At 55.9% G+C, this 12,173-nt stretch carries 16 protein-coding genes; 15 read left to right on the top strand and 1 reads right to left on the bottom strand.

Going from position 1 to position 12,173, the window contains the following annotated elements; genetic code table 11:
• The first annotated feature begins 20 nt into the window (after nt 1-20).
• The 15 genes from rpsH (at nt 21) to bfr (ending at nt 9,220) form a co-directional block, all read left to right on the top strand.
• Complete coding sequence (gene rpsH / locus FIV39_RS23560; RefSeq protein ID WP_003176413.1) at nt 21-413, top strand: 30S ribosomal protein S8; 393 nt, start codon at nt 21-23, stop codon at nt 411-413.
• Nucleotides 414-425: 12 nt separating this feature from the next.
• A complete protein-coding gene (gene rplF, locus FIV39_RS23555; RefSeq protein ID WP_003176412.1) occupies nt 426-959 on the top strand; it encodes a 50S ribosomal protein L6 in 534 nt (177 codons plus the stop codon).
• 10 nt (nt 960-969) lie between these two features.
• Nucleotides 970-1,320 carry a 50S ribosomal protein L18 gene (rplR, locus tag FIV39_RS23550; protein ID WP_003186037.1) on the top strand — a complete coding sequence of 117 codons (351 nt, stop codon included), beginning with the start codon at nt 970-972 and terminating at the stop codon, nt 1,318-1,320.
• A gap of 3 nt (nt 1,321-1,323) precedes the next feature.
• A complete protein-coding gene (gene rpsE / locus FIV39_RS23545) occupies nt 1,324-1,824 on the top strand; it encodes a 30S ribosomal protein S5 (RefSeq protein WP_003186035.1) in 501 nt (166 codons plus the stop codon).
• Nucleotides 1,825-1,826: 2 nt separating this feature from the next.
• On the top strand, nt 1,827-2,003 hold the full coding sequence (rpmD, locus tag FIV39_RS23540; protein WP_003176408.1) for a 50S ribosomal protein L30: 177 nt from the start codon (nt 1,827-1,829) through the stop codon (nt 2,001-2,003).
• 3 nt (nt 2,004-2,006) lie between these two features.
• A complete protein-coding gene (gene rplO, locus FIV39_RS23535) occupies nt 2,007-2,444 on the top strand; it encodes a 50S ribosomal protein L15 (protein WP_003176407.1) in 438 nt (145 codons plus the stop codon).
• Complete coding sequence (secY, locus tag FIV39_RS23530) at nt 2,445-3,773, top strand: preprotein translocase subunit SecY (RefSeq protein ID WP_003176406.1); 1,329 nt, start codon at nt 2,445-2,447, stop codon at nt 3,771-3,773. It begins immediately after the preceding gene.
• Nucleotides 3,774-3,800: 27 nt separating this feature from the next.
• Nucleotides 3,801-3,917, top strand: a complete 117-nt coding sequence (gene rpmJ / locus FIV39_RS23525; protein WP_002555468.1) for a 50S ribosomal protein L36 — start codon at nt 3,801-3,803, stop codon at nt 3,915-3,917.
• A 129-nt stretch (nt 3,918-4,046) separates the two neighbouring features.
• Nucleotides 4,047-4,403 (top strand): 30S ribosomal protein S13, encoded by a 357-nt coding sequence (gene rpsM, locus FIV39_RS23520; protein ID WP_024077676.1) that lies wholly within the window; start codon nt 4,047-4,049, stop codon nt 4,401-4,403.
• A gap of 30 nt (nt 4,404-4,433) precedes the next feature.
• Complete coding sequence (rpsK, locus tag FIV39_RS23515; protein WP_002555466.1) at nt 4,434-4,823, top strand: 30S ribosomal protein S11; 390 nt, start codon at nt 4,434-4,436, stop codon at nt 4,821-4,823.
• An 18-nt stretch (nt 4,824-4,841) separates the two neighbouring features.
• Entirely contained in the window at nt 4,842-5,462 is a 621-nt protein-coding gene (gene rpsD, locus FIV39_RS23510) for a 30S ribosomal protein S4 (RefSeq protein WP_003176404.1), read from the top strand.
• A gap of 22 nt (nt 5,463-5,484) precedes the next feature.
• Complete coding sequence (locus FIV39_RS23505; RefSeq protein ID WP_003176403.1) at nt 5,485-6,486, top strand: DNA-directed RNA polymerase subunit alpha; 1,002 nt, start codon at nt 5,485-5,487, stop codon at nt 6,484-6,486.
• A 41-nt stretch (nt 6,487-6,527) separates the two neighbouring features.
• Entirely contained in the window at nt 6,528-6,914 is a 387-nt protein-coding gene (gene rplQ, locus FIV39_RS23500) for a 50S ribosomal protein L17 (protein WP_003176402.1), read from the top strand.
• 237 nt (nt 6,915-7,151) lie between these two features.
• Nucleotides 7,152-8,600, top strand: a complete 1,449-nt coding sequence (locus FIV39_RS23495) for a catalase (RefSeq protein WP_090401843.1) — start codon at nt 7,152-7,154, stop codon at nt 8,598-8,600.
• A 155-nt stretch (nt 8,601-8,755) separates the two neighbouring features.
• The gene (bfr, locus tag FIV39_RS23490) at nt 8,756-9,220 is read left to right on the top strand and encodes a bacterioferritin (RefSeq protein ID WP_032884537.1); all 465 of its coding nucleotides are present in this window, start codon (nt 8,756-8,758) and stop codon (nt 9,218-9,220) included.
• A 66-nt stretch (nt 9,221-9,286) separates the two neighbouring features.
• On the opposite strand, the gene uvrA is transcribed toward bfr, so the two are convergent.
• Entirely contained in the window at nt 9,287-12,121 is a 2,835-nt protein-coding gene (gene uvrA / locus FIV39_RS23485; RefSeq protein ID WP_090401844.1) for an excinuclease ABC subunit UvrA, read from the bottom strand.
• Nucleotides 12,122-12,173: the final 52 nt, after the last annotated feature.

Below are 12,173 nucleotides of genomic sequence, written 5' to 3'. Positions count from 1 at the left end.
GTATTAGGAGCGTCTAGCCCATGAGTATGCAGGACCCGTTAGCGGACATGCTAACTCGTATCCGTAATGCCCAGATGGCTGAAAAGTCCGTCGTAAGCATGCCATCTTCCAAGTTGAAGGTTGCTGTTGCCAAAGTCCTGAAAGACGAAGGCTACATTGCGGGTTATCAGATCAGCAGCGAAATCAAACCACTGCTGTCCATCGAGCTGAAGTACTTCGAAGGCCGTTCGGTCATCGAGGAAGTGAAGCGCGTTAGCCGTCCAGGCCTGCGTCAGTACAAGTCCGCTGAAGATCTGCCGAAAGTTCGTGGCGGTCTGGGCGTGTCTATCGTCTCCACCAACAAAGGTGTGATGACGGATCGTGCTGCGCGCGCTGCCGGTGTCGGCGGCGAAGTTCTTTGCACTGTGTTCTAAGGGGGGATAAGCATGTCTCGCGTCGCTAAGAACCCCGTTAAGCTGCCAGCCGGTGTCGAAGTCAAATTCGCAGGCCAACAGCTTTCGGTGAAGGGTGCCAAGGGCACTCTTGAACTGAATATCCATTCGTCCGTTGAGATCGTTGAAGAAGCTGGTGAGCTGCGTTTCGCTGCTCGCAATGGCGATCAACAAACTCGCGCAATGGCTGGTACCACGCGTGCGTTGGTAAACAACATGGTCCAAGGCGTAAGCCAAGGCTTCGAGCGTAAGCTCCAGCTGGTCGGTGTTGGTTACAAAGCGCAAGCAAAAGGCACGGTTTTGAACCTGGCCCTTGGCTTCTCGCACCCAGTGGATTACGAACTGCCGGAAGGCATCACCGCTGAGACTCCTAGCCAGACCGATATCCTGATCAAGGGCATCGATAAGCAACTGGTAGGTCAAGTGGCTGCTGAGATCCGCGACTTCCGTCCACCAGAGCCGTACAAAGGCAAAGGTGTGCGCTACGCGGACGAAGTCGTCCGTCGTAAAGAAGCCAAGAAGAAGTAGGGCATAGCAAATGACCGACAAAAAAGTTACTCGACTGCGTCGCGCTCGCAAAGCACGCCTGAAAATGCACGAACTCGAAGTCGTGCGTCTCTGCGTGTTCCGCTCGTCGCAGCACATCTACGCCCAGGTCATCTCGGCCGACGGCAACAAAGTCCTGGCCAGCGCCTCGACTTTGGATAAAGAACTGCGTGATGGTGCCACTGGCAACATCGACGCGGCCACAAAGGTTGGCCAGCTGGTCGCTACGCGTGCTAAGGCCGCTGGCGTCTCGCAAGTGGCTTTCGACCGCTCTGGCTTCAAGTACCATGGCCGCGTTAAAGCGCTGGCTGATGCTGCTCGTGAAGCTGGGCTGGAGTTCTAAGTTATGTCAAATAACGACCAAAAGCGCGACGAAGGCTACATTGAGAAGCTGGTTCAAGTTAACCGCGTAGCCAAAACCGTTAAAGGCGGCCGTATCTTCACTTTCACCGCGTTGACCGTGGTTGGTGATGGTAAAGGGCGCGTTGGCTTCGGCCGTGGCAAGTCACGTGAAGTGCCTGCTGCGATCCAGAAGGCAATGGAAGCTGCTCGTCGCAACATGATCCAAGTTGATCTGAACGGCACCACGCTGCAGTACGCAATGAAGTCCGCTCACGGCGCTTCGAAGGTGTACATGCAGCCTGCTTCTGAAGGTACCGGTATCATCGCTGGCGGCGCTATGCGTGCTGTCCTCGAAGTTGCTGGCGTTCAGAACGTTCTGGCCAAGTGCTATGGCTCGACTAACCCGGTAAACGTGGTTCACGCCACTTTCAAAGGTTTGAAAGCTATGCAATCTCCTGAATCCATTGCCGCCAAGCGTGGCAAAAGCGTCAAGGAGATCTTCTGATCATGGCTACCGTTAAAGTAACGCTGATCAAAAGCATGACCGGCCGCATCCCTAACCACAAATTGTGCGTTAAGGGTTTGGGTCTGCGTCGCATCGGTCACACTGTAGAAGTCCAGGATACTCCCGAGAATCGCGGGATGATCAACAAGGCTTACTACATGCTGCGTGTCGAGGGTTAATCGATGAAACTCAATGATCTGAGTCCAGCGCCGGGTTCCCGTCGCGAAAAGCATCGTCCGGGCCGTGGTATCGGTAGCGGTTTGGGTAAGACTGGTGGCCGTGGTCACAAAGGTCAGACCTCCCGCTCCGGTGGCACCATCGCTCCAGGCTTTGAAGGCGGTCAACAGCCGCTGCATCGTCGCCTGCCTAAGTTCGGTTTCGTTTCCCTGAAGGCCATGGACCGCGCAGAAGTGCGTCTGTCCGAGCTGGCTAAAGTGGAAGGCGACATCGTTACTGTGCAGACCCTGAAAGATGCCAACGTGATCAACGTCAACGTACAGCGTGTGAAAATCATGCTGTCCGGTGAAGTGACTCGCGCTGTCACTATCGGCAAGGGAATCGGCGCCACCAAAGGTGCGCGTTCGGCTATCGAAGCAGCTGGCGGCAAGTTCGAGGAATAAATGGCTAAGCAAGGTGCTCTCTCAGCGCTCGGCAAAGGCGGTATGTCTGAACTTTGGGCTCGTCTGCGTTTTCTGTTCCTGGCGATTATCGTCTACCGAATAGGCGCACACATCCCGGTTCCAGGTATCAACCCGGACCGACTCGCAGACCTGTTTCGACAGAATGAGGGGACCATTCTTAGCTTGTTCAACATGTTTTCTGGCGGCGCGCTGGAACGGATGAGCATTTTTGCACTGGGGATCATGCCGTACATCTCGGCATCGATCATCATGCAATTGATGACAGCCGTCAGCCCGCAGCTGGAGCAGTTGAAGAAGGAAGGTGAAGCTGGCCGTCGCAAGATTAGCCAGTACACCCGCTACGGCACCGTCATCCTTGCCCTGGTTCAAGCTATCGGCATGTCCGTTGGCTTGGCGGGGCAGGGTGTTGCGTTCACTGGTGACTTTGGCTTCCATTTCGTCGCGGTATCCACGTTTGTGGCTGGTGCGATGTTCATGATGTGGCTGGGTGAGCAGATTACTGAGCGTGGTGTTGGTAACGGTATCTCGATGTTGATTTTCGCAGGTATCGTCGCCGGTCTTCCGAGAGCAATCGGGCAGTCTTTCGAGTCTGCACGTCAGGGTGATATCAATATCTTTGCCTTGGTTGCCATCGGTTTGCTGGCAGTAGCGATTATCGGTTTTGTGGTGTTCATTGAGCGTGGCCAGCGTCGTATTGCTGTTCACTACGCCAAGCGTCAGCAGGGCCGTAAGGTTTTTGCTGCGCAGACCAGCCACTTGCCGCTGAAAGTGAATATGGCCGGTGTTATTCCGGCAATTTTCGCGAGCAGCATTTTGCTGTTTCCGGCTTCGTTGGGTACCTGGTTTGGTCAGTCTGAAAATATGGGCTGGCTGCAGGACCTCTCTCAGTCGATCGCTCCTGGTCAGCCGTTGAATATTCTGCTGTTTAGTGCAGGGATTATTTTCTTCTGCTTCTTCTATACGGCGTTGATGTTCAATCCGAAAGACGTAGCGGAAAACCTGAAGAAGTCCGGTGCCTTTATTCCGGGTATTCGTCCAGGTGAGCAGTCTGCGCGCTACATTGATGGCGTTCTGACTCGTTTGACCCTGTTCGGTGCTCTATATATGACGGCCGTGTGCTTGTTGCCCCAGTTCCTGGTGGTTGCAGCAAACGTTCCGTTCTACCTTGGCGGGACCTCGTTGCTGATCGTGGTCGTGGTTGTGATGGACTTCATGTCCCAAGTACAATCGCACCTCGTTTCGCACCAGTACGAATCCCTGATGAAGAAAGCCAACCTGAAGGGTTACGGCAGCGGCATGTTGCGCTGAGTACCCATAAGGTTCGAGGAGTTGGTGATGAAAGTTCGTGCATCGGTGAAAAAGCTGTGCCGTAACTGCAAGATTATTCGCCGCGAAGGTGTTGTTCGAGTAATTTGCAGCGCGGAACCGCGTCACAAACAGCGCCAAGGCTGAGTGTGATCCGCTTGAAGCCCGGCAGCTAGTGCGCTGCCGGGTTGATTATTTGTTATTACAGCGATATTATCTCGCGCCCTATTTCTTGGCTTCCGGGGCGTAGGTAGCTGTCAATTGGAGTCCCACTGAATGGCCCGTATTGCAGGCGTTAACATTCCAGATAACAAGCACACTGTTATCTCGCTGACCTACATCTATGGTGTTGGTCGCACTACTGCGCAGAAAATTTGCGCAGTTGCTGGGGTAAACCCAGCCGCTAAGATCAAGGATCTGAGCGACGAGCAGATTGAATTGCTGCGTGGCGAAGTGGCGAAGTTCACCACTGAAGGTGACCTGCGTCGCGAAATCAACATGAAAATCAAGCGTTTGATGGACCTCGGTTGCTATCGCGGTCTGCGTCATCGTCGTGGTCTTCCAGTACGCGGTCAGCGTACCAAGACTAACGCGCGTACCCGTAAAGGTCCGCGTAAGCCGATCCGCAAGTAATCGCCCCAGCGAATCGACAGGAAAATTATCATGGCAAAACCTGCTGCTCGTCCTCGTAAAAAAGTTAAAAAGACAGTGGTTGATGGCATCGCCCACATCCATGCATCTTTTAACAACACCATCGTGACCATCACCGACCGTCAAGGTAACGCGCTTTCTTGGGCTACCTCCGGTGGTTCGGGTTTCCGCGGTTCCCGCAAGTCCACTCCGTTTGCTGCTCAAGTAGCTGCTGAACGTGCTGGTCAAGCTGCGCTGGAATATGGCCTGAAAAACCTCGACGTTAACGTCAAAGGTCCAGGCCCAGGTCGTGAGTCTGCTGTCCGTGCTTTGAACGGCTGTGGCTATAAGATCGCCAGCATCACCGACGTGACGCCAATCCCGCACAACGGGTGCCGTCCGCCGAAGAAGCGCCGCGTGTAATCCAGGAGATTGTAAAGAATGGCTCGTTACATTGGTCCAAAATGCAAACTCGCTCGTCGCGAAGGCACCGATCTCTTCCTGAAGAGCGGCGTGCGCGCGATCGAATCGAAGTGCAACATTGAAGCAGCACCTGGTATCCACGGCCAACGCCGCGGTCGCCAGTCCGATTACGGCACCCAACTGCGTGAAAAGCAGAAGGTCCGTCGTATCTACGGCGTTCTCGAACGTCAGTTCAGCGGCTACTACAAAGAAGCTGCTGGCAAGAAAGGTGCAACCGGTGAAAACCTGCTGCAACTGCTCGAATGCCGTCTGGACAACGTTGTATACCGTATGGGCTTTGGTTCGACTCGTGCCGAATCCCGTCAGCTGGTATCGCACAAGTCGATCAGCGTTAACGGTCAGACCGTAAACGTTCCGTCTTATCAGGTTCGTGCTGGTGACGTGGTCGCAGTTCGCGAGAAAGCAAAAAACCAACTTCGCATTGTCCAAGCTCTCGATCTGTGTGCCCAACGTGGCCGCGTAGAATGGGTAGAAGTAGACACTGAGAAGAAGTCGGGCGTTTTCAAGAACGTTCCTGCTCGCAGTGATCTGTCCGCCGACATCAACGAAAGCCTGATTGTCGAGCTCTACTCCAAGTAAGGGCTAGAAAATAGGTGCATCCATGCAGATTTCGGTAAATGAGTTCCTGACACCCCGCCACATTGATGTGCAGGTTGTCAGTCCAACCCGCGCCAAGATCACTCTCGAGCCTCTCGAGCGTGGTTTTGGCCACACCCTGGGCAACGCGCTGCGCCGCATCCTGTTGTCCTCAATGCCCGGCTGTGCAGTAGTCGAGGCCGAGATTGACGGTGTGCTCCACGAGTACAGCGCCATCGAAGGTGTACAGGAAGACGTAATTGAAATCCTGTTGAACCTTAAAGGTCTGGCTATCAAGCTGCACGGCCGTGACGAAGTTACGCTGACCTTGTCGAAGAAGGGTTCGGGGGTGGTTACCGCTGCCGATATTCAGCTGGATCATGATGTCGAGATCGTTAACCCCGATCACGTAATCGCTAACCTGGCGTCTAACGGCGCCCTGAACATGAAGCTCACCGTAGCTCGTGGTCGTGGTTATGAACCGGCCGACTCGCGTCAGAGCGATGAAGACGAAAGCCGCAGCATTGGTCGTTTGCAGCTTGACTCTTCGTTCAGCCCGGTTCGCCGTATCGCATACGTGGTGGAAAACGCCCGTGTCGAGCAGCGTACTAACCTGGACAAGCTGGTTATTGATCTGGAAACCAACGGTACTCTGGATCCTGAAGAGGCTATCCGCCGTGCTGCAACCATTCTGCAACAGCAGTTGGCTGCGTTCGTCGACCTCAAGGGTGACAGCGAACCAGTGGTAATCGAGCAAGAAGACGAGATCGATCCGATCCTGCTTCGCCCGGTTGACGATCTGGAACTGACTGTACGTTCGGCTAACTGCCTTAAGGCGGAAAACATTTACTACATCGGTGACCTGATTCAGCGTACCGAAGTAGAACTGTTGAAGACTCCGAACCTGGGCAAGAAATCCTTGACTGAAATCAAGGACGTTCTGGCCTCCCGCGGTCTGTCCCTCGGCATGCGCCTCGACAACTGGCCGCCTGCAAGTCTTAAGAAGGACGACAAGGCGACTGCCTGATCGTCGTAATCACCGAACGTGAGTTTGGTAAGGAATGAACCATGCGTCATCGTAAAAGTGGTCGTCACCTGAGCCGTACCAGCTCGCACCGCAAGGCCATGTTTCAAAACATGGCGGTGTCGCTGTTCGAGCACGAGCTGATCAAAACTACACTGCCGAAAGCTAAAGAACTGCGTCGCGTTGCTGAGCCGCTGATCACTTTGGCTAAGACAGACAGCCTGGCTAACCGCCGTCTGGCTTTCGACCGTACTCGTTCGAAAGCTATCGTTGGTAAGCTCTTCAACGACCTGGGCAAGCGTTACGCTACCCGTGAGGGTGGCTACCTGCGCATCCTCAAGTGCGGTTTCCGCGCTGGCGACAACGCGCCTATGGCGTACGTCGAGTTGGTTGATCGTGCTACTGCCGGCGAAGCTGTAAGCGCCGAGTAAGACGACAAGCTGTAACGAAGAACCGGGCCTAGTGCCCGGTTTTTTGTGCGCGTAACAAAAGCGCGATTTGTACAAGCGTCCACCGGCAACGCTCGGCACTATGTGCACAAGGGTGTTGGTAGTTATTTTCTATTGGGACTTACGATTTAATGAATTTGTAGGTGTCATGTTGATGGTCAATACTCCCCCCAAGCCGATTAGCCGGCAGTTCCAAGTCCGACCTGAGGGAAATTGAGCATGAGCCAGAATAAAATCCTTACCACCGCCAGCGGCGCTCCCGTTGCGGACAACCAGAATTCCCGTTCAGCCGGCCCGCGCGGCCCGCTGCTTCTTGACGATTTTCACCTGATCGAGAAGCTTGCCCATTTCAACCGTGAAAACATCCCTGAGCGTCGCGTGCACGCCAAAGGGTCGGGTGCCTACGGCACCTTCACGGTTACTCGGGACATCACCCAGTACACCAGCGCCAAGTTGTTCGAGTCCGTCGGTAAGCAAACTCCAACGTTCCTGCGCTTTTCCACTGTGGGCGGTGAGCGTGGTTCTGCAGACACTGAGCGCGATCCCCGTGGTTTTGCCTTGAAGTTCTACACCGAAGAAGGCAATTGGGACATCGTGGGTAACAACACACCGGTGTTCTTCATACGCGATCCGTTGAAATTCCCGGATTTCATCCACACTCAAAAGCGCTTGCCGCAAAGCAACCTGAAAAGCGCGCAAATGATGTGGGACTTCTGGTCGCACTCTCCAGAGGCGCTGCACCAGGTCACCATCCTGTTTTCGGACCGTGGTATTCCCGATGGCTACCGTCATATGCACGGCTTTGGCAGTCACACCTACAGCTTGATTAACGCCAATGGCGAGCGGCACTGGGTGAAGTGGCACTACAAGACCAAGCAAGGCATCAAGAACCTGGCGCCGGCTGAGGCTGCGCGCTTGGCCGGTACCGATCCTGACTATGCCCAGCGTGATCTGTTTGGTGCGATCGAGCGTGGTGACTTCCCGAAATGGCGGGTTTGCATCCAGATCATGACCGAGGCCCAGGCGAATGCTCATTACGAGAATCCGTTTGATGTGACCAAAACTTGGTCACAGAAAGAGTTCCCGTTAATTGAAGTCGGCGAGTTGGAGCTTAACCGTAACCCGCAGAACTACTTCGCTGAAGTGGAGCAGGCAGCGTTCGGCCCAAGCAACATGGTTCCAGGCGTTGGCTTGTCGCCAGACCGTATGCTCCAAGGTCGCGTATTCGCTTACGCAGATGCCCACCGCTACCGCGTGGGTACCAACCACCAGCAGCTGCCGGTGAATGCTCCGCGCAGCCCGGTGAACAGCTACCAGCGTGATGGTTCGATGGCATTTGGCAGTAATGGTGGAGCGACTCCGAACTACGAACCGAACAGCTACGCCGAAGCACCAAAGCAAGCGCCTCAGTACGCCGAGCCAGCGTTAGCTTTGAGCGGTGCAGCTGATCGTTACGATCACCGTGAAGACACCGACTACTACAGCCACGCCGGTGCGCTGTTCCGCTTGATGAGCGATGAGCAGAAGGCATTGCTCACCAGCAATATCGCGGGGGCAATGGGCGGAGTTTCCAGTGATGTGGTCCAGCGTCAATTGCAGCACTTCTACAAGGCAGATCCTGCTTATGGAGAAACAATCGCAAAGGCACTCGGTGTATCGCTTAACTGACTCTAAACGATAAGCAGAACCGCCCTCATTTGGGCGGTTTTTGCGTTATTTCAGCTACTTTTCTCCGGAAATCTTCACTTTTCTGCCGTTAGTCCCGTGACCTCCGAGTCATCATGGTTCAAACTACAGACTTTCAAGCAGGGAGATGTAGGGCGATGCAAGGTCACCCCGACGTAATCGATTACCTCAACACGTTGCTGACGGGCGAACTGGCGGCTCGTGACCAATATTTCATCCACTCGCGCATGTACGAAGACTGGGGTTTTACCGAACTCTACGAGCGTATTAACCACGAAATGGAAGAAGAGGCACAGCACGCCGATGCGCTGATGCGCCGTATCCTGATGCTCGAAGGCACGCCACGTATGCGTCCCGACGATCTGGACGTGGGCACCAGCGTACCTGACATGCTTGCAGCCGATCTTCGTCTTGAGTACAAGGTGCGTGCCGCGCTCTGCAAGGGAATCGAACTCTGCGAGCAGCACAGCGACTTCGTCACGCGGGAAATCCTGCGCGTGCAGTTGAACGATACCGAAGAAGATCACACCTACTGGCTGGAAAAGCAGTTGGGCCTGATCAAATTGGTGGGGCTGGAGAATTACCTGCAATCGCAGTTCTGATTTCCGGCTACAAAAAAGCCCCTGTCACCTCAGTAGTGAAAGGGGCTTTTTATTGGGCCTGATAAATCAGGCCCGGTCGCGCGCCAGCAGTGGTTTCAAGTAGTAACCAGTATGCGACTGCGGCATCTCGGAGACCTGCTCCGGTGTACCTACTGCAATGATCTGGCCGCCCTTGGATCCGCCTTCCGGCCCTAGATCGACCAGCCAATCGGCGGTCTTGATCACATCGAGGTTGTGCTCGATCACCACCACGGTGTTGCCGTGGTCTCGCAAGCGGTGCAGCACGTCCAGCAACTGTTGAATATCCGCGAAGTGCAGGCCCGTGGTCGGCTCATCGAGGATGTACAGGGTCTTGCCAGTATCACGCTTGGACAGCTCGCGAGACAGCTTCACCCGCTGCGCCTCACCCCCGGACAACGTCGTCGCCGACTGCCCCAGCTTGATATACGACAGGCCCACATCCATCAGCGTTTGCAGCTTGCGCGCCAACGCCGGAACCGCATCGAAGAACACCCGGGCTTCCTCGATGGTCATTTCAAGGGTTTCGTGGATGCTCTTGCCCTTGTACTTGATCTCCAGGGTTTCGCGGTTATAACGCTTGCTCTTGCACACATCGCACGGCACGTAGATGTCCGGCAGGAAGTGCATCTCCACCTTGATCAGGCCATCGCCCTGGCATGCTTCACAGCGCCCACCCTTGACGTTGAATGAGAACCGGCCAGGCCCGTAGCCCCGAGAACGGGATTCCGGCACGCCGGCGAACAGCTCGCGAATCGGCGTGAACAACCCGGTATAGGTCGCGGGGTTGGAGCGCGGTGTGCGGCCAATCGGGCTCTGGTCGATATCGACCACCTTGTCCAGGTGTTCCAAGCCCTTGATGCTGTCGTGCGCTGCAGCTTCCAGGGTGGTCGCGCCGTTCAAGGCGGTGGCACTCAAGGGGAACAGCGTGTTGTTGATCAGCGTCGACTTGCCAGAGCCGGAAACACCAGTCACGCAGGTCAGCAGGCCCAGGGGGATTTCCAGGTCTACATTGCGTAAATTGTTGCCGCGCGCGCCCTTGAGGTGCAATGCCATCTTCTTGTTGCGCGGTGTGCGCTTGGCTGGCACTGCGATCTTCACGCGGCCGGACAGGTACTTGCCGGTCAACGAGTCGGGATGTGCCATTACCTCGGCAGGCGTGCCTTCGGCGACAATATGCCCACCATGCACGCCGGCGCCTGGACCAATGTCGACCACGTAGTCCGCCAGGCGAATCGCGTCTTCATCGTGCTCGACCACAATCACCGTGTTGCCGATGTCCCGCAGGTGTTTCAACGTGCCCAGCAGGCGATCGTTATCGCGCTGGTGCAAGCCAATCGAAGGCTCATCGAGGATGTACAACACCCCCACCAGGCCGGCACCGATCTGGCTGGCCAGGCGAATGCGCTGCGCTTCACCGCCCGACAAGGTGTCGGCGCTGCGGTCCAGGGATAGATAATCCAAGCCCACGTTAACCAGGAACTGCAAGCGCTCGCGAATTTCCTTGAGGATCTTGTCGGCAATTTCCCCACGGCGCCCGGTCAGCTTCAGTACGCCGAAGTATTCACAGGCATCGCCAATTGGTAGGTTGGTTACCGCGGGCAAGGTTTTCTCGCCGACCCACACATGCCGTGCTTCACGACGCAGGCGAGTGCCCCGGCAATCCGGGCACGGTTGGGTGCTGAGGAATTTCGCCAGCTCTTCTCGCACGCTCGCCGATTCAGTCTCACGGTAGCGCCGCTCCAGGTTCGGCACGATGCCTTCGAACGGGTGGGAGCGCTTGACGATGTCGCCACGGTCGTTCAGGTACTTGAAGTCGACGTTCTGCGAACCGCTGCCATTGAGGATGACTTTCTGCTGTTCTGCCGGCAGTTGGTTGAATGGCACTTCAAGGCTGAACTTGTAGTGGGACGCCAACGACCCGAGCATCTGGAAGTAGTAGACGTTACGCCTGTCCCAGCCGCGTATCGCGCCCTCCGCCAATGTCAGCTCCCCGTTAACCAGGCGCTTGATGTCGAAGAATTGCTTCACGCCCAGGCCGTCGCAGGTCGGGCAGGCACCGGCCGGGTTGTTGAAGGAGAACAGCTTGGGTTCCAGCTCGCTGATGGCATGGCCACAGATCGGGCAGGCAAAGCGCGCGGAGAAGATGATCTCTTCGCCCGGCTCGTCGTCCATCGGCGCCACCAGGGCGATACCGTCTGCCAGCTTCAACGCGGTCTCGAACGATTCCGCCAGACGCTGCTGCAGGTCGGCCCGCACCTTGAAGCGATCGACCACTACATCAATCGAGTGCTTCTTCTGCTTGTCGAGTTTCGGCGCTTCGTCCAGCTCATACAGCTTGCCGTTGATGCGCGCGCGCACAAAGCCCTGTGCACGCAGTTCTTCGAATACAGAGAGATGTTCGCCCTTGCGCTCGCGAATCACCGGCGCCAGCAGCATCAGCTTGGCGCCTTCCGGTTGGGCCAGCACCAGGTCGACCATCTGGCTGACGGTCTGGGCTTCCAGCGGAATGTCGTGGTCCGGGCAACGGGGGATACCCACCCGCGCGTACAGCAGGCGCAGGTAGTCGTATATTTCGGTGATGGTGCCCACGGTAGAGCGCGGGTTATGGGAGGTCGACTTTTGTTCGATGGAAATCGCCGGCGACAAGCCTTCAATGGTGTCGACGTCTGGCTTTTCCATCATCGACAGGAACTGACGGGCATAGGCCGACAGCGATTCCACATAGCGCCGCTGACCTTCGGCATACAGCGTGTCGAACGCCAGGGACGATTTGCCGGAGCCGGACAAGCCGGTGATGACGATCAGTTTGTCCCGGGGCAGGGTCAGGTCGATATTCTTCAGGTTGTGGGTTCTAGCCCCACGAATCAGGATCTTGTCCAAGATGGCCTCGCACGGCGGGCGTAAATAATGCAGGAGTATACGGCTAAGGACT

Origin of the sequence: Pseudomonas grimontii (assembly GCF_007858185.1) — a bacterium.
GTDB lineage: Bacteria > Pseudomonadota > Gammaproteobacteria > Pseudomonadales > Pseudomonadaceae > Aquipseudomonas > Aquipseudomonas grimontii.
The sequence above is the reverse complement of the archived record's forward strand: the minus strand, read 5'-3'. Positions and strand labels throughout refer to the sequence as shown.